The sequence below is a fragment of the Streptomyces sp. NPDC047043 genome (assembly GCF_040644055.1).
Taxonomy (GTDB): domain Bacteria; phylum Actinomycetota; class Actinomycetes; order Streptomycetales; family Streptomycetaceae; genus Streptomyces.
In genome coordinates, this window is the sequence record NZ_JBEYVO010000044.1 from 18549 (window position 1) to 38213 (window position 19665).

The window sequence follows — 19665 nt, forward strand, 5'->3', positions numbered from 1 at the left end:
TCACCATGGTCATCGGCCATGCCCTCCCCTCGATCCGGCTCTCTGCCCCTGCCGAACCGGACTCCCCGCTGGTGGTATACCTACGCGATCCGGCGGGGGCCGTTCACACCGTCGTCGACCACGCGCTGCGTTGGATCACCATGTGGGGGCTGACCGCGGGCTCCGCCACGGCGGTCGCTCTCATCACGTTGAGCTGGGCGCGCTGGTGGTGGCGCCGACGATGTCGCCAAGAGCTTGCCCGTGACGCTCGGCTGGTCAGCGTCCTGCCTCCACCCGCCGCCGACCCGGCGGGCGCCGAAGCTCTATGGGCGAACCTGCTGGGACTCCTACGACCGGCCTGGCGCCGCCGCCTCGCCGGCCAGCCCCACTTGGCCTGGGAATACGTCTTCGACCACGAGACCATGCGCCTGCGCATGTGGGTGCCGGGCGTGATCCCGCCCGGGATGGTGGAACGCGCCGTCGAAGCCGCTTGGCCTGGAGCGCGCACCCGCACCACACCCGCACCGTCTCTGCTGAGCGCCCCGGGCCAGAAGACCGAGGCCTCGGGAGGCGACCTTCGGCTCGCCCGCACCGAAGCTCTGCCCATCCGGACCGATTTCCCAGCCGATCCGATCCGTGCTCTGCTCGGCGCAGCCGTCGGACTCGGTCCTCACGAGCAGGCCGTCGTCCAGGTCCTAGCCCGCCCCGTCACCGGACGCCGCGTGAAGAAGGCTCGCCGCGCCGCCCGCCGTACCCGAGCGGGACGTTCCGCCCGTCCCATCGGCAACCTCCTCGATCTGATCACCCCCGGGCAGCACGCACGTCCCCGTACCCGCCGGACGACCTCGCTGGTGGACCGGCAGACCACGATGACCGCTGCAACCGAGGACAAGGTGATCGTGGCGAAGCAGCGTGGTGCCTCGTACGAAACCCGCATCCGCTACGTCGTCAGCGCAGCCGTCCCCGAAGACCTGAGCGCCGACAAGAATGCGGCGACTCGCGACCTGCTGCGCGGCCGATGCCACTCCATCGCCTCGGCGTTCGCCACCTTCACCGAGCACAACTACTACCGCCGCGGCCGGCTCCGCCACCCCCTGCCGTACCTTGCCGAACGCCGCCTCGACAAGGGCGACTTGCTGTCCATCCCGGAGTTGGCTGCGGTCGGGCACCTGCCCTGGGACGAAGCCGTCCCCGCTCTGCAACGCGCCGGTGCCCGTGCGGTGCCGCCGCCCCCCGGTATCGCCACCACCGGCCCGTCCGTCAGGCCGATCGGTCTGACGGACTCGGGGCATGCCCGCCCGGTGGGTCTGCGGGTTCCGGATGCCCGCCACCACGTGCACATCCTCGGCGCCACTGGCTCCGGCAAGTCCGAACTCATGGCCCGGATGATCCTCGCCGACGCCGCCGCCGGACGCGGTTTGGTCGTGGTGGACCCCAAGGGAGACCTGATCACTGACATCCTGATGCGCCTGCCCGAAGAGCTTGCCGAGAAGGTGGTGCTCTTCGACGCGAACAGCAAGAGCCGCCCGCCCGTGATCAACCCGCTCGAAGGCGCGGACACAGCTCGGACGGTCGACAACCTGGTGTCGATCTTCTCGCGCGTCTATGCCTCCTCATGGGGGCCGCGGACGGACGACATCCTGCGCGCCGGCCTGCTCACCCTGCGCGAACTCCCTGGCACTCCCGTCCTCACGGATCTGCCCAAGCTCCTGTCGGTACCAGCCTTCAGACAACGCGCCGTCGAGCAAGTCCACGACGACGTGCTGCGAGGCTTCTGGTCCTGGTACGACGCCTTGTCAGGCCCCGCCCGCGCCCAGGTCACTGCCCCACTGATGAACAAGGTCCGCGGATTCCTGCTGCGCCCCTTCGTCCGGGACGCCCTCGCGGGAGGATCCTCCACCGTCGACATGGATCAGGTACTCGACGGCGGAATCTGCCTGGTCCGCATCGCCAAGGACGCGCTGGGCACCGAAACCTCCCATCTAATGGGCTCGGTCGTGGTCGGTCGCACTTGGCAGGCCGCCACTCGCCGGGCCCACGTCCCCCAGGGCCGGCGGCGGGACGCCGGGCTGTATCTGGACGAGGCACACAACTTCCTGAACCTCCCGTACCCGTTGGAGGACATGCTCGCGGAGGCTCGCGGCTACCGACTGTCGATGACCCTCGCTCATCAGTACCTGCGTCAACTGCCCAAGGAACTGGAGGAAGGCATCAGCACCAACGCGCGCACCAAGATCTTCTTCAACGCCTCACCCGAGGACGCCCGCCACCTCACCCGGCACACGGAACCTCGGCTGAACGCTCACGACTTGTCCAACCTCGACGCCTTTCACGCGGCTGTGCGGCCAGTGGTTGGCGGAGCCGAGTCGCCTGCCTTCACGGTGGTCACCGAACCACTTCCCCCGGCCGTCCCTGGTCGGGCAAGCAAGATCCGTGCCGCTGCCCGCCGCAACGTCCATCCCAAGCCGCTCGCCACCGGCCGGGCGCCTGGCAGACCGGGCGCCGTCGATCCCCGCCGTGCCCCATGAGCCTTGGGTCCCCGCCCCGCCGACGCTCGCCGTTTGCCCTTACGACCTCCCGGTCCTCCGCATGCTCTCGTCAACTGGAGGCGCACGACCGTGATCACCAATCCCACCCAACAGCGTGCCCTACGGGGTCACCGGCCTCAGCGCGTCAGCCACCGTGTCGCCGCCACCGGCGAGTACGTCGCTCGACTCTCCGAGCGCCTCACTGACCGCGACCGCTGGCTCGCCCGCATGCTCTACGAGCACAAGGTCCTCACGACTCACCAGATCACCGAAATCGCCCACCCCTCCCCCCGCGCGGCCAACACACGGCTGCTCCAGCTGTACAAGTGGCGTCTGGTGGACCGCTTCCAGCCCTTCATCACCTCCGGCAGCGCCCCCATGCACTACGTCCTCGATGTCGCCGGCGCGACCATCCTGGCCCGCGAAGACGGACTCGACCCCAAGCAGCTGAACTACAAGCACGAGCGAGCCATCGGCATAGCCCACTCCCTACACTTGGCCCACACCGTCGGCACCAACGGGTTCTTCACCGCTCTCATCGCCTACTCGCGCCGACCCCGGACTCCCGGGGAACTCACCACCTGGTGGTCCGAGTCCCGCTGCCGACGTCACTTCGGCGACATCGTCCTTCCCGACGGCTACGGCCGCTGGCGCGAGCAGCGCACCGAGTTCGAGTGGTTCCTGGAGTTCGATCTCGCCACGGAACGCCCCGACCGGGTCGCCGCAAAGCTGCCCCGTTACGCACAACTCGCCACCGCGACCGGCATCATCACTCCCGTCCTGGTCTGGATGCCTACCGCTCGCCGCGAGACCCAGGTTCGCCGAGCGCTCACGACGTCCCTCGCCATTCTGGATGGCCCCGAGTCGGTCCCCGTTGCCACCGCTGCCGCCGACCTCAACGCTTCCCCCTACGCGGCGTGCTGGCAGCCCCTGGGCTCTCAGCAGCCCCCCACCACCCGCCTACGCCTTTCTGAACTAAGCCACGCCTGGCCGCACCTACCACCACTGAGCCCCGCCTCGTCCCTCACGAACACGACCGGCAGCGGTTCCTCCAATGATCTTCTCCCGCCACCACCGCGGGCCCCCAGCCCCACACTTCGCCGCCCCAGGCGGTGAAAGCTGATGGGAAAGATTGGCGCTGTGGTCCTGGCGGCCGTGGTCCTGATCGTCGCCCTGGCCGCGGCCGGTACGGGCGCCATGCTGTCAGCCTTCGGCAACGCTGACACGCAGCCCAGCAGGGCCGCACTCAACGACATCCCGTCCGAATACCTCGGCCTCTACATGCATGCGGCGACCACCTGTCCAGGCCTTGAATGGCCCGTCCTGGCGGCCGTCGGCAAGACCGAATCGAACCACGGCCGATCGGCGCTCCCAGGAGTCCGCAGCGGTGTCAACCACGCAGGAGCCCGAGGCCCCATGCAGTTTCTGCTGCCCACCTTCCAGAACGTGATCGCCAGACACCGCCTGCCCAAGGGCGGAGCGACCCCGCCCTCGCCGTACAGCGCGCACGACGCTGTCTTCGCCGCCGCCGCGTACCTGTGCGACTCCGGTGCACGCGACGGCCGCGACCTTACCGGCGCCCTCTACTCCTACAACCACGCCGACTGGTACGTCTCTCAGATCCTCGCGCAGGCACAGGCATATTCAGGCAGCGCCGCCTTCGGCGCCGATGCCGCCCCTGCCTCAGCCGCCCTCCAGGCGATCAACTACGCCCAGGGCCAGCTCGGGCTGCCGTACGAGTGGGGTGGCGACGGTCCCGGTGCGAGCGACGCGGGCTTCGACTGCTCCGGCTTGACCAAGGCCGCCTACTCGGCAGCGGGGATCCCATTGCCTCGCACCGCGCAGGAGCAGTTCGACGCCGGCCCGAGCGTGCCGCCCGAGCAGCCGCTGAAATCCGGCGATCTCGTCTTCTACGGCGACCCCAGCAGTGGCATCCACCACGTCGGCCTCTACATCGGAGGCGGGATGATGATCGACGCACCTCGGCCCGGCAAAGCCATCCGTGTCGAGCCTTACCGGTATCAAGGAGACGACTACGCAGGTGCAACCAGGCCTGCAAGCAGCTGACTCGCAGATCATCGGAGACCTACTGGTCTCGGGTCAGATCCCGCAGGAGGTGGCGTCCCGGAAATTCGTCGTACGGCTGAACCGGGACGGTGATGACCTCATGCTCGTCGAAGACAGGCTCGCCATTCGGGCGCCGAGCGTACGGGAGATAGCCGTAGTCCACTCCGTCGTCCGCGTCGAAGGTCATCCACGCCATGAGCTCTTGCTCGCCCTGCCTCAAGGGGAGATTGGCAACTGCCCGGCCGTACACAGCGTCCTCGGCGAACAGCCACACCTGCGGGACAGCAAACGCGAAACGGACGGCGTGAACCTGCTGTGCCTTTTCCGCCGCCCGGCGCTCGAACGCCTGGGCGGTCGCGTCGTCTCGCAGGTAGTCGAAGTCCGAAAGCGTCAAGGTCCGCTCTCCCTGCATCGCGACCATCGCCGGGCAGTCCTGCCCGCGGATAGCTCGCTCCAGCCGGTCGGTGACATCCCGCAGCAGGATCTCGGTGGCGTGGTTCATCCGGCTGCTCACTTCCCGGCCGGCCGGTCCCCATCCCAGTGTCTGAAGGCGTAAAAGGCGTCCATTACTTCGATGGAGCTTCGGCTGCCGAGATGGGCGAGGTACTGCAAGGTACGACTGACCTCTGTGCGCTGGCGCGAACCGGCACGTGTCGGAGCTTCGTCCACGACGGTGCCGTCCAGTTCCTCCAGCCGGTCGGCCAGTTCGCGTACGGTCTGCCGTACCGTGCTCAGATCGATCTGCAAGGTCCATCCTCCAGGCTCTCTGGCAGTCTTCCGCAGCCGGAACGCCCGAGGCGTTCGGCACGGCGGTCAGCTGCCGTGGCCCGGTGTTTTCCTGGTCACGACAGTCCGACAGCTGCTGAACGAGGAGGTTAGCCGTCGGGACGGCTTCGCGCAGGATGACTATGGGGAGCGGACGCTCGCCGCGGGTTCAGTGAGTGTGGCCGACCGGCTCTCCTACGTCACCCAGGTCGGGTGGCTCGCAGTAGTCGACATCCGATTCCAGCCGGAGGACTTCTCCCGAGCCAATGCCGCTGTGGTAAGCGTCGAACACCTCGCCGGCTGTGAGAGGTTCGAGTCGGTCACCGGCCATTCTCCAGCCGTAGATGCGATCCGTGGCTCCTGGGGCACTCGCACGGATCACGAAGCCTCCAGCGCTGGATTTCGCAATACCGAAGGCCAGGACCGTGACGAATTCCAGCGCTTCGCCTTCGTCCACTCGTGGCCTGCCTTCGATCTTGACGTCGGCGTGCAGACTTGCGGCGAGAGTTTCGGGCCTGGCGATCACGCTGCACACAAGGTGATGGTGGCCTGGGCCGACAGCATCGAGGATGCCCGCGAGCAACTTCGTGGCCCGCGCGTACGCTGCGCGGCCGATGTCTTCCCCACATACCGAGCAAGGGCCCATACGGGCGAGGGCTGTGGCCGCGAACTCCCAAGTGACTTTACGGACAGCCTCGTCGATGAGGACGGGGATCAGCTCGGACAGGGGTTGTCCTTCGTAGGGCAGGGCGGGACCAGTAGCGGCGAGTTCAGCCGTGTAGCGCGTACGACTGGCCGGAGCATCGGGTTCAAGACCCAGGTCGGTGCAGAACTCGACGTACTCCTGGGGGTCGAAGAGAGCGACGGTGGTGTGGCCGCCTGCGGCTGCACGGGTTTGCAGTAGCGCTTCCACCGCGTTCAGGTAGTCCTCATGGTCATCAAAAGGAAAGGTGCGATAGGCCTGCATGGCTGCGAAGTCCTGCCGATCGGTGAGCAGCCCGATGGTCCCCGCCATTTCACGACGTATGAGGCGTCGCATCGCGAGCTGATTGGTCGACGTCATGGTGGCCTCCGGTACACGTAGTTGATGCCCTTCGGGTTCAGGTGGCCCTCTCCTGGGAGAGGGAGCTCAGGAGAGGGCCGAACCGCCCCTGGCGAGAGGGGCGGAGACCGGTGGCGGGGAATGCAGACGAAGCCGCCACCGGAGTCTGATCAAGCAGGCGAGGAGACCGGTGCCTGTGCGGCCGGGCTCAAGAGTGGCAGTGGCAGACCGGACCCTCACCGCGGTCAGGATCACCGAGACAGGAGCAACAAGCCGCGGTGTGCCTTGGATTTGAGGTCGTCGTGGCTTCCCTCCAGCGTCCGCTGCGCACGCGCGAGGTCCTCGCTCAGATTGCGCGGTACAACTCGCATCCGGTGATCGAGGAAGTCGGTGATGGTCCGCTCGGCCGTGTAGGCGGTCCGGCCCAGTTTCTGTGCCTGTTCACGGAACATTCCGTCCAACTGGTCATGCCGGTTACGGGCGGAGGCCTTGGTCCGGTCGGTGGCGTCCTCGTCGACCGACCACAGGTCGTCGACGAGCTCATGGAATTCGTCGATCAACAGGTCGGTGCGGACGAGCTGGTTCTCCTCGGCCTCGAAGGTCTCCGCGTAGTTGAGCGTCAGGCCGAGCGTGCGGCGAGCCTCTTCCAGACTGGACAAGCCGCCCTTGGTGTGGCGGATGCCCCAGCGGTGGACGGCGTCCCGCGTCGCGAAGCGCTCTGTGTTGCCACACGCGATTCGCCAGGGTGTGACGACGGATTCGGCCTGCGATGTGCCGTCGTGGGAGTTGATTGCGGCGAGGTAGAGGGTGATCTCGTCGTCCAGGCCGCCGCGGTCGATGACGACCGAGCGGGGGATCCGCATGGTCACGAAAGTCTTCCGGCCCCCGCGGAGCGCGCCGGCCGACTCCCAAATCGCGTCGTAGCGCTGCACCAGGTCCTGCAGGAACTGAAAAACACGTCGGTTCTGGAAGACCTCGTACCGGCCGCCCACAGTGCCGAGGGCGTCGCCTGAGTCCGTACGGACGGTGACGTAGCGATCGGCGGCAGCACGGACCCCGTCATCCCACTCATACAGAACGCGGCGCCTGCTGACCTCCCAGTCGATTCTGGCGAGCTTGAGCACCTCGCCGATGTCCGAGATCCCGCCGGGGATCATGGCGCCCAGGCCGTGCCAAGCCGGAGTGGTGGTGTAGAGGGCCGCTCCACCGGTGGTCGTGTCCAGCCCGTGCCGGGCAAGGATCTGCTCGATCTGCCCCTCTGCGTTGCGCCGTACGGTGAATGTCTCACCCGCATCCCAGCCGGTGAGCACCTCGTATTGGTCACCGCCCAGGGGACGGATCTCGCCTCGGTCGATACGTGCCTGGAAGGCACGCGCCTCAGCACGTACGGCATCGATCTGCTCTGCCTTCACCTGCGCGAAGGCGGTGTTGACGTCAATCGTCATGGTTCGACTCCTTGAATGATGTCCCTGAGGTCGTGGGCGTCGAGGGCCATGTGCGCCCTGCGCCGTTCACGGCTCACGCGCGGGTTTCCTTGCCCATCTCGCGCAGGAGGTCGATGGCTCGGCTCTTGGCGTCCTCTGCACTACAGGTCTGCACCGTGACTCTGTTCTGGATGCGCTCGGCCGCCTCATTCAATAGTTCGGCCTTGACAGTGGGTACGGCCTCACCGGCCTCACGCCGAAAGGCGATCGTCGAGATGACGAACGGCTCGACCTTTCGGCCGTGTACGCCCATAAGGAACTTGATCGCCCAGGTGACATGCCGACCGCACACCTCAAAGGTGGTCGCCAGCCGGTCCGTCCGCAGGGCGTAAGCAGGAAATCCTGCACAATCCCCCTTGTCGCATTCCCAACCGTTGTTGGCCACGGTCCGACTCCTTGGAAGTTTTTACAATCCATGAACTTGATTGAATCCGAGTAGTAGTTGCGGCGGGGCTCGAACCCGCGACCTCAACGGCTTATAAGACCGGCGCTCTACCAACTGAGCTACGCAACCGTGGAAGGGACCTGTTCAGAAGAGCGTGACCGCAACGTTTTGGCGACGTCGGGAAATACCCGGGTATCCTTCGAGGAGCGAGAGGAAGAATGCCCGGGGCTTGGAAAGCCGAGCCCGATGATTGTGTCGGCCGACCTGGTCATCTACGAGGACCACGCGTACCGGTTCCGGCGATGCGTTCGGTGTGGACGACCCACGTAACTGACTGCACCGTGCTGGGCAGTTCACCGAGCCGCAGAGCAGCTTCGCGATAGCAGTGCGCCAGCAGCGCGTACCGACGGGCGCTCCCCAGGCCGCGGTCGCGTTGCCCGTACGTCTCCCCCACTGCGACATCGTGGGCGTGACGGTCGATCACTACCGCCTCAGGGTCGGACGGGTCGGCAATGCAGCGGAAGAACATCCCCGTCTTGCGCTCCATGGGCAGCACTTCTGCCGGGTCCGCGCCAGCCATGATCCTTGCGACCTTGGTCAGCGCGTCCTGGAAATGCCCTGAGGGAACGCCGGTTTCATATGCCTGACGGGCTAACCGACTGTTCTCCGGCCAGGACTTGTTCGCGGAGAGCGCGGCGATGACACCAGCACCGGCCCGTGGGTCACCGTCAGTTATGACAGATGCGAGGTCGTGAGCAGCGCAATACCACGAGCGTCCGCGTTGTAGTTGTTCCGGGGTGGCAGCCTGCCATGTGGCGATGATGTTGCGCACATAGCGCTCGCGCGTTTCCTCGGATGCATTGACGGATATCATGGCGTACCTCCCCGATGAGTGGAAGATCGGGCGGGCTTGCCAGCGCCCGAACGGCTGCAGCGACGAACGGTCGGCTTGCGCAAGACGGGCGCTATCACCAAGGGGCGAATTGCGGATGCATTGACCGCCCGGCGCCCTCACTCAAATACAGTTCTGAAAGGTAGCCAATTACCGATCTTGCTCGGCTATTTGCGACCAGCCCCAAACTGGGACGCGCGACGTTTCGGCAAGCCGTCAGAGGCGCTGCGCGATGTCCGGATGCAACTCCTCCTTGACCACCACGCGCTCCGGTTCCAATTCCTGCGCAAAGATGCCGGCGTTCGTGATCCGCCGGTAGGTGATCGTCCCTGCGGGGTGATCTGGCGGACCGCCGAGTGACTGGAGCGGTGTGAGCCACTTCTCGACCACGACTCGCTCGCCCTTGCGGTTGCGGTTCACATACGCCGTGATCCGGAGAGCACGCCCTCTGTCGGAGGTCACCTCACGCACGGTGATCCTGTAGAAGACAGGAAGGAGGTAGGCCGTGTTCTCGGTCGACTCGCGCCGGGTCTCCTCCCACTCGACGGTCACGAGGGGGTAGGCGTAAAACCGCCTGACGATCGCAGTACGACCGTCCCCGTCAACATGACGAACCCGCCGACCAATCTTGATGTCGTGTTCCTCGCTCACGGTCTCGTCCTCTCCCTCAGGTCATGACAAGGGCCAGGGCTCCGCCCGACATGGCGGAGCCCCTGGAATAGCCCCGCACCCTCCCGGGGGCATGGGGAGTTGAGAGGGTGCGGGAGTCTGGGTTGGTCAACTCGCTCTGCGCGCGACTCTGGTGTCAGCCCATGAAGGTCAGCTGCGACTCACTGCACGGAAGACTTCCGCGCGCTGTTGCGGGGACCAGTCGCCAGTCAGGCGTACGGACGTCTCGGTGACCCTGCTGTCGCCCTCGTACGGATCTTCGTATCGGCCGCTGAGCCAGGCATGGTCGGGAAGGGAGTCGCCAATAGGAGAAGCAGACGGCTCGGTCACTCCGGTCGGGTCGATCTTGGCGACGGCCCAGGAGATCAGGTCGCCGTCCCACCACTGCGCGTCGTCTTCGTCGTACGACTCGCAGGTCGTGAACGGCGGCTCGATGGTGCGGAAGTCACCGTCCATCCACTGTCCGCCGTACTGAACCCCGGTCGGGGTCACCCCGACCCTGGTGCGGTAGCTCACGACGTGGCGGGTGATCTCGATCGTGTAGCTCATGATCGGGCCACCTGCTCAACGCCAGACGCGGGACCGACGTCGTACGACGTTGCCCAGCCCTGACGGACGCTGTAGCTCTCGCTGTACTCCATCCGCACCGGCGCAAAGTCCCCGTGAAGGGGTTGCTTCGGCAGGCCCAGGCGCGAGACCCAACCACGTCCGTTCCGGCCCTCTCCTCCCACGGGGTGGCCGTCGGCCCGTGGCCAGTCCCAGCTCCCAGGCGCTTGGGTCGGCGCGAACACGCGCTCACGCGGGGCGTCCTGCGGGAAGCTGTCGGGGGCCTTGTCCAGGGCGTACAACAGACCCTGGTGGCGAGTGGTAGTGAGCGAGTAACGCACCTGCGGCACGACGATCGCGCCGTCGTCGAGCACCCACGCGATGGGCGTGCTGTAGCTGTAGACCTGATAGACGATGCGTCCGGCATCAGCGTCCGCCCGGTATCGGTCGGCCCACTGTTGCGGAAGACGTCCTACGCAGTAGTTGCGCTGGTTCGTGGCACGGAAAGCACCGTAGGTGGTGAACGGCTGTCGAGCAGCCAATGCCCGGCGCACTGACCACGATTCCGTGGCAAGCTTGGCCATAGTCCTGTCCTCTCCAAGACCGGGACTGTGAGGGCCACCAAGGCGTCCGGCACCCGTGTGCAAGACCTGGGTGCCACGGGGCGGCATCCCCGTAGGCGACACTTGGGGCCCTCATCCATGGAGCTGGAGTTCGGCCGGCGGAGTTCGCCGCCCTACCCAGCACACGAACGTGGAGGCGCACCACCCTCGTTCGATGCGCCTTCTGCGGGGCGGCAGCTACAACGTGATCTCCACTCCTGTCGCCAGGTCGAAGATCGCCAGTTGCTCTCGTTGCTTCCCGGCTAAGATCGCCGCCTCCCGATCGGGGATGATCTCGATCGGGTCGACGTAGACCATGCCGTCGGCCAGCCAGCCGCCAAGGCCGGTGACGTTCTCGTATTGAGTCGTCACGACGTGGACAAGGTCTGCGAACACCTCGAAGGGTGCCGCGGCGGAGACAGTGTGCTGCGTCGAGGTGACGCTCACCGCATATCCGTCGGCAGGTGCGTACACGCTGCCGTCCGGACAGATCATGATCGTGAACCCGCCGTTCAGGAACAGCGCGTCGTACAGGCAAGCAACGACAGACGTGGTCAGAGTGTCCATGACCAGTCCTCTCCAGCTGATCACGGTCCCGCCCGGCATGGCGGGAGTCTTGCGGGCTGCAAGACCAGAAGGACGCACGTCCCGGCATGGACGTGCGCCCCTCATGGCCCAGCAGTCAGGTGCCCGCGTGGACGCCGAACACGGCCAGCACTCCGCCCCATTCGGCGTTGCCGTACTCATGGACCAGCCAGGCGACGACGGCAGCGGCGAACGCGCTCACCGCCGTGGTGGCCGTATGGCCGACGGCCCGCAGTACACGCTGCCGGTCCGCGTACCAGTGGACATCGATCTCCACTGAGCAGCCGAACAGCCCGGGGTGGAACTCCCCGTGAATGCGACCGAACTTCGGGTGCAACCGAGAGGCGTTCACCCGGTGCCCATCGGTCGCGTGCTCGGTGATCTTCTCGAACCGCCATGCCTGGCCCGCTTTCGGGCCGGACACCATGTGTAACGTGGCGCCCGGCTCGACGGTGGACGCAGTGGCATCGTGGATGAGTCGCATGATCCCTCTCCTCGATCACGTGCCTGCAACGGACGGGCGTCGACACCCCGTTGCCGGAGTGCCGCACCCATGCCACGCGGCAGGCGGACTCACCAGTGCGCCAAGACGACGACCAAACTGAGCGCACATGCGGTCACTGCACACCAGCCCGTCAGGCAGGGCGCCCGTCCGGGCATCACGCGATGCCGAACTGAAGATCGCCCATCAGGTCACTCTTGCCGTTGCGTGCCGCCCAACGGCGCATCCCGTTCGCCCGGTGGGGATGGAAGGGCGCCCAGTGAGTCGGCCGCACGCGCAGGAACTCCCGAGCCTCGTGCTCTTCGATGGACATGATCACCTGGAGGAGGGCGGCATACAGGTCCTCGTCGGTGCAGTCCTTGATCACCAGAGGGAATTCCGCGTACGTGGTGATCTCTTCCGGGTAACCGGCCGGGGCTTGATCCCGGTTGCTGTTACGCGCCGGGTAGTCGACACGCACCACAATCGCGCCCTCGAACCTCTTCGTATGCTCGCGAGCGGTGAACGTCCAACCCGGCTTGTAGACCACGTGATCAACTAACTCGATCGCGCTTGCGGTTTCCATGATCCCTCTCCTACGGGTCATGGGGGCTCCAGCATGAGCACCCCAATCAGCGCGCGTGCGGGACGTGCACTGAAGTGGAGCTCTGTCGGAAGGTCGTTCATCCGGCCCGGAGAGCGCATTGCGACGACCATGTGAGCCGTAATTCGCTCTCACATAGATACGTCACCCAGAACCATCCAATTACCGATCAAGCAAAAAGACTTCCGTGAACTCTTTCCAGACCCACGGAAGTCGAAGGATGCCGACACGATCACTCACCCCGGCGTCCCGTCAAGCCCTCACAGAGATACGTGTCCCAGAATTCACCAAATCCCGATCTCCGGAAATCTCTTTGGAGATCAAAACCTGGGTACCCTCTTGAATACGGAGTGCCGAACCGCCCGATTACCGATCACAGACACATAAGCAGGGTCCCCCGACCTGTACGGTCGGGGGACCCTGAATGGAGCCTAGGGGAGGCTAGTCGTTCTTCTGCTGTCGCGTGCTGCGGTAGACCAACTCGTCCCGCGCGGAATCAAGCGACGCTGACAACGCTCGCCATTCCTTGATTCCCGCATCCCGGGCACGCTGCACTTTCGACGACGAGTTGAGCGGGCCGCCGTACAGCTCCTGAGCCGTCTTGCCGATGATGCCAGCACGACCAAGGTCGTCCGCATTGGTCGCGTGACGGAGCATCCCACGCAGCGTCGGGTATTCAGTCCCGTCGCCCCATACAGAGCGGAAGATCGTTTCACTGTTTCCCGACAGATACGGGGTCACAGCGAGGGTGGTCAGCTTGTCCGCGTGCGGAATTCCACGCGTGATCTGCCTCCCTGGAGTGGCGTCGGTTTCCTCCGGCTTGACGTCCAGCCTGTAGCCGTTGCGTGCAGCAGCGTCCCTGACTGCCCAGTACTGGAGCGTCTTTCGGGTGACGACGATCGTTTCGCCGTCCCGGCGTACGTACTGCCACGCGGACGGCTCGCGGGTAGCAACCCAGACCGCCGACACCTCGCACGTCTCGATGATGTCACCCAGCCGCTTCGCGAAGATCAAAACGGCATCCTGTGTCACGTCGTCGCTCACGTCGTCCGTGCCGTACGGGGCACCCCCGCTACGGGCGATCGTCGCGCTTCCGTCCATCCGCTTACGCGAACGGGTCGAATCGACAGTGCGGCAGTATCCGCGCGCGATCCTTTGCAGTTCCGTGAAGTCAGCCACCGTCAAGCGCTTCACGTCTTCTGCCGTGACTTGCCTGGCTCGCCGGTCGGCCGGGTTTCCCCTTCCGGATAACTGATTGCTCACGATCGTCTCCGGTCGTTCGCGACGCGTACCATAGTGTACTGCGCCTCGGTAATTCAATTATCTCGCATTTTCCGATAACAGCAAGAAGCAACGGCATTCTTTTTAAAATCCGCCAGGAAGGCCGACGACCATAGGAAATGGATTCAACTAGTGCGACCGGGTATTGCCAAGCAAGGGATTGATCGGGGTTGGCCGGCAAAAAAGGGGCTGATTAATTAGGAATGCAGAAACAATTAGGCCTCCAGTAAATGGAATGAAGCCAACAAGTAGCTATGCCGGCGCACTCTCATCCCTCAGCCCCGTCCGCACGTCTGATCAGGTGCTTACCAGTAACCCAGTTGCGTGCCACATCGGTAGGGCCCAAATTCCGTCTGCCTGCGACAAAGGCGAGTGGAGGCCTACCGCTCTAACGGGCAGTGAGACAAGAAGCCAGACAGGAAGTGAGATGGGAAGCCGTACCCCGGAGCCGATCAACCCCCGTCACTACGCTCGCCATCAGCCACATGGCAACCCGATCACTTCGCACCGTGCAGAACCTCTGTGTGCAACCTGTCCATGATGCGAGGGGCATGCCACACTGCTGGGGCGACCGGGGGGCTTGAGGAGGCATGCAACGTGTGCGCACCGCGGTTTGCCCTGACCGTCCTTCAGAGGGTGCTGGGCAGGCGGCTCCAGGAGTTGCGCCCGGCAAATGCATTTTGCTTACAAGAAGCTGACGCCATCTCATGAAGAAACCAGAGGGAGATTTTCATGCCCGATCGATTAGGCCGCTGGCGGAGACGGGGGCCAGGCAGGCATGACCAGGACGAAGAGCAACTACCGCACAGAGATGGTGAGCACACCGGGCAGGGCCCGGAGAATTTATTAACGCCAGATGATGAGCGTTTCTTGCAGGGTATTCACAATACTCGACACCTGATGAGTGGCGAATGGACTTGGGACGTCCTCGCCGCCCTGCAATCGGGTCCACTTCAGTACACAGCCCTCCTCGATGCCATTCGATCGAATCAGACCGGAAATTCCTGGCCAGGTAAAAAGCACAACTACCTTCGAGACGGCACGCTGAACAGGACTCTTCGGCGACTGGAACAGGGCGAACTCGTCAGGCACGACAGGGAAGGTGTCTTCCCCTACCGCACTGCTTACGAGTTGACATCTGCGGCGCAGAGTTTGCTCCTTGTCGTGGTGCCTCTGGCCGAGTGGGCAGAGACGAACGCGGAGCTTTTGAAACGTGCACGAGAGCGCCGACGCGTCGAGGAAGCCGGGAACAGCTGAAGGGATTTCCTGGGCCACTCCACGGCACCATCAGTCGGCTCCCAGCCCGCCTGTTGGCTGCTCGGCGGGCCGAGGGCGCTGGAGGAACTCATACAGGGCCAAGGTCTCCCGACTGGGCTCATGGTCGATCTCGGCCAGAGTTGTGGTGAGCAACGACAGTGTGCGGGAAATCGAGTCGTGCTGGCCAAGCAGAGCTTGGAACCGGGCGATGTCGCGATAGATGGCTTCGTTGTAGCGATCCAGAGTGCGGGCCTTCTCCAGGATGGCCAGCGCCCTCACCGGATCTTCGTCACGCAGAATGCGGACCAGCGCACTGACAGCGTCCAGAACGTCACGACGGAGAGCCTCGCGGGGGGCTTCAATCCATTCCACTACGAGATCGGCGGCCAGATCGCCGGCGTAGAGCTCCACTATGCGCTCCAGCGCCGTACGGCGGAGTCTCTCGTTGGAGACGATACAGCTGCTCTCTATAGCCTCTTGCAGGTGCCACAGGTCGACCGTGACCTGGCTGTGGTCCAGGCCGTAGCGGCCGTCGTCATGGAAGGTCATGTCGCTGAGGATGTCGTGAGTCGCTGTCCGCAATGCCCGTCGCAGTTGGCTCAGCGTCGCATGGAAGCTGTTGTACGGGCGGTCTCTGGGAGCGTCGGGCCATATGGCGCTGGTCAAAGCCTCACGTCGAGCGCCATCGCGGTGAAGAGCGAGGTAGACAATAACTTCGCGTTGCTTGGGCGCGAGCGAGCTGGTGAGGTCAGCATGTTCGTTGCCGCCGATTCGGTGGTGCGTCAGCCGCGTCCGGCCCAGGACAGACATCTGGAAGGGCGGCTGAGCATCGTTGTCACCTGGAGTTGAGGCAGCTTCGTCCCCTTGAAGACTGTCCCGAGCAGCCGTGGGCTGACGATCGTTCCCAAGTAGCGGCTCCTCCTCCTTCGAGCAGCCGCCAGGACCGTGCGCGGGGCGGCCACGAGGCGTGGGGCGTGCAGACCCGGTAGTGGGCGCCACGAAATCGAGGTCACCTTGCTCTGGCGAAGGAAGCGAAACTTCCGACGTGGTTGGTGGCCGCTGAGCACGAGCAAGGTGGGGTACGTCTGCGTCGCGGAGGAGATCCAGCAGATCCTGTGTGTCGAGGATGGGCAGTGTGTACAGCCGCGCACCGGTGAGTAGGTCTGCGACGGAGGAGCTGGTGGCAGCAACAGTCCCGTCGGGGCGGATGCGGACGGTGCCGCCGGGCCGCCACTGTCCGAGGAGAACGCCGGCTAGCCCGTAGGTGGAGCCGTTGTCGAGGACGGCTTGCATCCGACGGTCGGCGTGGGGAGCAGGGGTGGCGACAAGCACCAGGTTTACGGCAAACGGCGCAGTTCCGGCGGAGCCAGCCGCGGGGTCCGTGCGTGTGCGAGTGAGCAGCGCGGCCTCCATCTCGTCCAGCGCCGTGTCAAGATCGTCGACAACACGGAGCCGGGGAGGACGTTCTGCGTCCTCCCCGAACAGGGTGCGGGCGTCGGAGTCCGGGACGAGGATCTCGACCGCGTTGGCGTTGAGCGGCTGGGCTTCGGCAAGCAAGGTGACAAGCAGGGCCCGGATGGCGTCGAGAGCTCCTGGACCGACGAAGCCAAGTCCGCGGGCCTGAGCGATGTTCCAGGCGAGTGCCTGCCCGTCTTTGACGCCGATGATTCGCTCATCCGGCGGTGGGGACGCGCTTGGTGCAGGGGGCTTGAAAGGCCGTCGAGAGGCGTCGTCGACGGGAGGGCGGGGTTGCTTGGATTCGTCGGGTGTATCGGTGTCATCGGCGCTGGCCGCGTCGTCGTGGGCAACACGTAGAGCGCGCACGACGGGAGCGATGGTCAGGTCGGCACGTTCACCGTTCCCGGGTCGGTAGCTCACACGTCGTCGCCACCGGACGGTGAAGAGAGCGGCTGTGACCAGAGCGGCGAAGCCGATTCCGACGAACGCTCCGGTCGGCAGGCTGACGCCGGGGTCTTGAGGATCGCGGCCGGGGAGGGACGGTGGCTGCGCCGTAGGAGTAGAAGGAACAGCTGGAGCACCGGGGGACGGAGCAGTGGGGGATGAGGTACTCGGCGTTGCAGGAGTGTCGGTTTGAGGGGGACGGGGAGATTCGGGCGTCGGACTGGCTGGGTCACGGTGGGCAGGGCCGCTGGGAACCGGGCTTGACGCGGCGTGGGGCAGACGGAGGGCCCAGCCAGGACGGATCAGGTCGGGCCTGATGAGGCTGCGTCCGTCGGGCTGAGGGCGGCCGCGGTTGAGGGCGTAGATCTCTGGCCAACGGCTCCCGTCGCCGAGGGTGCGGTCGGCGATGCGCCAGAGGCTGTCGTAGATGCCGTCGTGAGGCGGCTCGACCACAACGGTCGCGGTCGTGCGGCTATGAATCTGTGCATGCGTTGCAGCGGGCTGTGCAGGGGCGACCAACGCGGCTGGGGCGGGCGTTGGATGGTACGTCGTGGTGGCGGTGCGCGTAGAAGCCGCGGTCGGCACAGTGGTTCCCGGGATGGTTGGCCGCTGAGCCAGCAGAGCCATGATCACAGCGCCGACGAGTACGGCTGCCGCAGAGTTCAACGGGCCGGTGCGAGGTATGACAGGCCGGGCGAGCACCCGGGCGTCGTCCGCGATCGTGCGGACGACGTCGTAGACGAACGCGCTCCAGGCCGGCCACAGGACGCATGCCAGTGTGTTGAGCAGGAAGGTGGTGCTCATAGGGGCGAACAGTGTCGCTTCGATCTCGGACCAGGTTAGGAGACGACCTGGCAGCGGCCAGCCGATGTAGCGGACCAAGCCCCATGGGATCCCGACAACCAACGCCGTCAGCACGGCAACGGCTAGCGCGCCGCGCAGCAGCACGCTCGGTGCGCGGCGGGCCAGCCGGGAACGGGACGGTGATTCGTGTGCGGGCACGGCCGGTCCTCGTCAGGGTTCGGGCGTGAGGACGCCGCGGACGGGGTGCGCAGAACCGGTGCCGGTGACGGTGAGGGAGTCGACGCCGAGCAGTCCAAGGAGTTGAGTGCCCTGGTGGGCGGTGACAGTCACCGTGACCGTGTCTCCGTTCACTGTGACCGTGCCTGCATCGCCGGTGGAGCCGAGGTAGGACTGGGCCAGCGCGCGGGCTCGACCGGGAACGACGCGCACGGCGCCGGAGTCGCGGAACGCCGCGAGATCCAGTGCTTGGGCGCCCGCACGGGCGGCTTCCTGGGCCTCACCGATGGCACGGACCTTCGCGGCCAGTGCGAGGCCGCCGTCCACGATAAGGCCGGCGAACATCACGATCGCGACCGCGAGGATGGTGATGAATGGTGTTACTTGGCCACGGTCGTCAGCGGCTCGGGCGATCGGACCGGTGAGGGGAAAGCGACTCGTTCTCACGATGCGTCACCTACAGCGTTGGTCGTGGTGGAGCGGTAGACGTCAACCGGCGAGGCGAACTCGGCGGTGAGGGCCGTGGTCCCAGGCGCTTGGAGCAGAGCCAGGTCGTGCAGCTTGACGGTGCAGGAGATCTCGACCCTGACCGTGGAACCGGCTCGCAGGGTGCCGTGGACGCTCACAGTCAGGCGCTGGCAGGCGACACCAGCGCCGCTGAGGGCGGACGCGGCGGTTGAGCGGGCGTCCGCCAGTGCGGCCGGGAGGCTGCGGTTCAAGGTGGCGGCGCGGGCGGCCTGATGGGCGGCGTCCTCGATCTGTAGCCGCGTGTCGGACGACCGGCCGCAGTACACCAGAAACCAGAGCATCAGCACCAGGATGGGGATGGTCAGCACCAGCTCCACCGTGGCTGATCCGCGCTCGCCAACGTGCTGCCATCGGCCGGCCGCCCAGCATGGACCGGACGTGCGCGGGAGCCGTCTCATGGTCCCGCCTGTCCGCCCGGGCGAAACTGCTCGACCGGGCCCGAAACGTGAGTGCGCACAGGCAGATGCAGAAACGGGACGACGCTAGTGGCGGTGCCGGTGATTCGGACTTCGGCGCCGTCAGCGGTTCGGGTGATGGTGACGTGCGTGCCGCGCAGTGGTCCGCGGCCGAGTTGGTCCAGGACTCGTTGAGCCTCGTTCTGGCCGCCGACGGCTGTGCCGTTCTCAACTCGGCTTACGGCTAAGGCATCAGACGCTGTGACCTGGGCGATGTGGACCGCATGCCACCAGATCGTGGCCTGCGCGAGCAGGAGCACTATGGTGAGCAGCACCGGCATGATGATCACCATCTCGGTGCTGCTAGCTCCCGAGTCGTCCCGAATTCGGCCTGGAGCAGGCCGAGGCAAGGCGTCCTGTCGGCGTCCAGTCTCGGTAAGTGTCATGTCGCCACGCCTACTTGAACACGACGCTCTTCGCCGCGGCAGTGATCTCCGGACCGAAGATGCCGACGATGGTGAGGGCGAGAGCCGCGAGGCCTGCGATCCAGATGACCTGTTCTGTGGTGACGCCGCCAACGTCGTCGGTGTGCCTGCGGATGAAGGAACGGGCACGAGTCAGGAGTGATTTCAGTGAAGACATCGGAATCCTTC

At 65.5% G+C, this 19665-nt stretch carries 23 protein-coding genes and 1 tRNA gene; 4 read left to right on the plus strand and 20 right to left on the minus strand.

Translation table 11 applies throughout. The features are described from left to right. The first annotated feature begins 5 nt into the window (after nt 1-5). The 3 genes from ABZ880_RS47060 (at nt 6) to ABZ880_RS47070 (ending at nt 4574) form a co-directional block, all read left to right on the plus strand. Nucleotides 6-2507, plus strand: a complete 2502-nt coding sequence (locus ABZ880_RS47060) for a DUF87 domain-containing protein (RefSeq protein WP_361277189.1) — start codon at nt 6-8, stop codon at nt 2505-2507. Nucleotides 2508-2597: 90 nt separating this feature from the next. Further along, nucleotides 2598-3623 carry a replication-relaxation family protein gene (locus ABZ880_RS47065; RefSeq protein WP_361277190.1) on the plus strand — a complete coding sequence of 342 codons (1026 nt, stop codon included), beginning with the start codon at nt 2598-2600 and terminating at the stop codon, nt 3621-3623. A 6-nt stretch (nt 3624-3629) separates the two neighbouring features. Next, on the plus strand, nt 3630-4574 hold the full coding sequence (locus ABZ880_RS47070) for a C40 family peptidase (RefSeq protein ID WP_361277191.1): 945 nt from the start codon (nt 3630-3632) through the stop codon (nt 4572-4574). 19 nt (nt 4575-4593) lie between these two features. Here the strand turns inward: ABZ880_RS47070 and ABZ880_RS47075 are convergent, their stop codons facing one another. From ABZ880_RS47075 to ABZ880_RS47145, 15 genes are all read right to left on the minus strand, one after another. Continuing rightward, on the minus strand, nt 4594-5076 hold the full coding sequence (locus ABZ880_RS47075) for a hypothetical protein (RefSeq protein ID WP_361277192.1): 483 nt from the start codon (nt 5074-5076) through the stop codon (nt 4594-4596). Nucleotides 5077-5084: 8 nt separating this feature from the next. Beyond that, nucleotides 5085-5321 (minus strand): hypothetical protein, encoded by a 237-nt coding sequence (locus ABZ880_RS47080; protein ID WP_361277193.1) that lies wholly within the window; start codon nt 5319-5321, stop codon nt 5085-5087. 187 nt (nt 5322-5508) lie between these two features. Next, nucleotides 5509-6402, minus strand: coding sequence for a hypothetical protein (locus ABZ880_RS47085; RefSeq protein WP_361277194.1), 894 nt, complete (start codon nt 6400-6402; stop codon nt 5509-5511). 230 nt (nt 6403-6632) lie between these two features. Then, nucleotides 6633-7826, minus strand: coding sequence for a DUF932 domain-containing protein (locus ABZ880_RS47090; protein WP_361277195.1), 1194 nt, complete (start codon nt 7824-7826; stop codon nt 6633-6635). Between the two features lie 73 nt (nt 7827-7899). Beyond that, nucleotides 7900-8250: a hypothetical protein gene (locus ABZ880_RS47095; RefSeq protein WP_361277196.1), complete on the minus strand. Its 351-nt coding sequence runs from the start codon at nt 8248-8250 to the stop codon at nt 7900-7902. Nucleotides 8251-8304: 54 nt separating this feature from the next. Next, a tRNA-Ile gene (locus ABZ880_RS47100) sits at nt 8305-8379 on the minus strand. Between the two features lie 139 nt (nt 8380-8518). Then, nucleotides 8519-9124 carry a hypothetical protein gene (locus ABZ880_RS47105; RefSeq protein ID WP_361277197.1) on the minus strand — a complete coding sequence of 202 codons (606 nt, stop codon included), beginning with the start codon at nt 9122-9124 and terminating at the stop codon, nt 8519-8521. Nucleotides 9125-9358: 234 nt separating this feature from the next. Beyond that, nucleotides 9359-9793 carry a hypothetical protein gene (locus ABZ880_RS47110; protein ID WP_361277198.1) on the minus strand — a complete coding sequence of 145 codons (435 nt, stop codon included), beginning with the start codon at nt 9791-9793 and terminating at the stop codon, nt 9359-9361. Nucleotides 9794-9961: 168 nt separating this feature from the next. Then, nucleotides 9962-10360, minus strand: a complete 399-nt coding sequence (locus ABZ880_RS47115; RefSeq protein ID WP_361277199.1) for a hypothetical protein — start codon at nt 10358-10360, stop codon at nt 9962-9964. Beyond that, entirely contained in the window at nt 10357-10941 is a 585-nt protein-coding gene (locus tag ABZ880_RS47120) for a hypothetical protein (RefSeq protein WP_361277200.1), read from the minus strand. Before ABZ880_RS47120 ends, ABZ880_RS47115 begins: the two co-directional genes overlap by 4 nt. 216 nt (nt 10942-11157) lie before the next feature. Next, complete coding sequence (locus tag ABZ880_RS47125; protein ID WP_361277201.1) at nt 11158-11526, minus strand: hypothetical protein; 369 nt, start codon at nt 11524-11526, stop codon at nt 11158-11160. A 115-nt stretch (nt 11527-11641) separates the two neighbouring features. Beyond that, complete coding sequence (locus ABZ880_RS47130; protein WP_361277202.1) at nt 11642-12028, minus strand: hypothetical protein; 387 nt, start codon at nt 12026-12028, stop codon at nt 11642-11644. Between the two features lie 175 nt (nt 12029-12203). After that, a complete protein-coding gene (locus ABZ880_RS47135) occupies nt 12204-12611 on the minus strand; it encodes a hypothetical protein (RefSeq protein WP_361277203.1) in 408 nt (135 codons plus the stop codon). A gap of 459 nt (nt 12612-13070) precedes the next feature. Then, nucleotides 13071-13892 (minus strand): hypothetical protein, encoded by an 822-nt coding sequence (locus ABZ880_RS47140; protein WP_361277204.1) that lies wholly within the window; start codon nt 13890-13892, stop codon nt 13071-13073. A gap of 864 nt (nt 13893-14756) precedes the next feature. Next, nucleotides 14757-15002, minus strand: coding sequence for a hypothetical protein (locus ABZ880_RS47145; RefSeq protein WP_361277263.1), 246 nt, complete (start codon nt 15000-15002; stop codon nt 14757-14759). Here ABZ880_RS47145 and ABZ880_RS47150 point away from each other — a divergent pair. Beyond that, nucleotides 14976-15167: a hypothetical protein gene (locus ABZ880_RS47150; RefSeq protein ID WP_361277260.1), complete on the plus strand. Its 192-nt coding sequence runs from the start codon at nt 14976-14978 to the stop codon at nt 15165-15167. The two genes, ABZ880_RS47145 and ABZ880_RS47150, sit on opposite strands and share 27 nt — an antisense overlap. Nucleotides 15168-15197: 30 nt before the next feature. Here ABZ880_RS47150 and ABZ880_RS47155 read toward each other — a convergent pair whose 3' ends face one another. From ABZ880_RS47155 to ABZ880_RS47175, 5 genes are all read right to left on the minus strand, one after another. Beyond that, complete coding sequence (locus tag ABZ880_RS47155) at nt 15198-17045, minus strand: hypothetical protein (protein WP_361277205.1); 1848 nt, start codon at nt 17043-17045, stop codon at nt 15198-15200. A gap of 1038 nt (nt 17046-18083) precedes the next feature. Continuing rightward, the gene (locus ABZ880_RS47160; protein WP_361277206.1) at nt 18084-18536 is read right to left on the minus strand and encodes a pilus assembly protein TadG-related protein; all 453 of its coding nucleotides are present in this window, start codon (nt 18534-18536) and stop codon (nt 18084-18086) included. Next, on the minus strand, nt 18533-18934 hold the full coding sequence (locus ABZ880_RS47165; protein WP_361277207.1) for a TadE/TadG family type IV pilus assembly protein: 402 nt from the start codon (nt 18932-18934) through the stop codon (nt 18533-18535). The genes ABZ880_RS47160 and ABZ880_RS47165 overlap by 4 nt, the downstream gene beginning before the upstream one ends. 77 nt (nt 18935-19011) lie before the next feature. Continuing rightward, nucleotides 19012-19458, minus strand: a complete 447-nt coding sequence (locus tag ABZ880_RS47170; protein ID WP_361277208.1) for a TadE family protein — start codon at nt 19456-19458, stop codon at nt 19012-19014. Between the two features lie 10 nt (nt 19459-19468). After that, nucleotides 19469-19654, minus strand: coding sequence for a hypothetical protein (locus ABZ880_RS47175; RefSeq protein WP_361277209.1), 186 nt, complete (start codon nt 19652-19654; stop codon nt 19469-19471). Nucleotides 19655-19665 lie beyond the last annotated feature (11 nt).

What these genes read in the sequence shown, in the direction of transcription:
- ABZ880_RS47060 (WP_361277189.1), top strand. Translation starts at nt 6, where the DNA reads ATGGTCATCGGCCATGCCCTCCCCTCGATCCGGCTCTCTGCCCCTGCC.
- ABZ880_RS47070 (WP_361277191.1), top strand. Translation starts at nt 3,630, where the DNA reads ATGGGAAAGATTGGCGCTGTGGTCCTGGCGGCCGTGGTCCTGATCGTC.
- ABZ880_RS47075 (WP_361277192.1), bottom strand. Translation starts at nt 5,076, where the DNA reads ATGAACCACGCCACCGAGATCCTGCTGCGGGATGTCACCGACCGGCTG.
- ABZ880_RS47085 (WP_361277194.1), bottom strand. Translation starts at nt 6,402, where the DNA reads ATGACGTCGACCAATCAGCTCGCGATGCGACGCCTCATACGTCGTGAA.
- ABZ880_RS47090 (WP_361277195.1), bottom strand. Translation starts at nt 7,826, where the DNA reads ATGACGATTGACGTCAACACCGCCTTCGCGCAGGTGAAGGCAGAGCAG.
- ABZ880_RS47105 (WP_361277197.1), bottom strand. Translation starts at nt 9,124, where the DNA reads ATGATATCCGTCAATGCATCCGAGGAAACGCGCGAGCGCTATGTGCGC.
- ABZ880_RS47115 (WP_361277199.1), bottom strand. Translation starts at nt 10,360, where the DNA reads ATGAGCTACACGATCGAGATCACCCGCCACGTCGTGAGCTACCGCACC.
- ABZ880_RS47120 (WP_361277200.1), bottom strand. Translation starts at nt 10,941, where the DNA reads ATGGCCAAGCTTGCCACGGAATCGTGGTCAGTGCGCCGGGCATTGGCT.
- ABZ880_RS47125 (WP_361277201.1), bottom strand. Translation starts at nt 11,526, where the DNA reads ATGGACACTCTGACCACGTCTGTCGTTGCTTGCCTGTACGACGCGCTG.
- ABZ880_RS47130 (WP_361277202.1), bottom strand. Translation starts at nt 12,028, where the DNA reads ATGCGACTCATCCACGATGCCACTGCGTCCACCGTCGAGCCGGGCGCC.
- ABZ880_RS47135 (WP_361277203.1), bottom strand. Translation starts at nt 12,611, where the DNA reads ATGGAAACCGCAAGCGCGATCGAGTTAGTTGATCACGTGGTCTACAAG.
- ABZ880_RS47170 (WP_361277208.1), bottom strand. Translation starts at nt 19,458, where the DNA reads ATGACACTTACCGAGACTGGACGCCGACAGGACGCCTTGCCTCGGCCT.
- ABZ880_RS47175 (WP_361277209.1), bottom strand. Translation starts at nt 19,654, where the DNA reads ATGTCTTCACTGAAATCACTCCTGACTCGTGCCCGTTCCTTCATCCGC.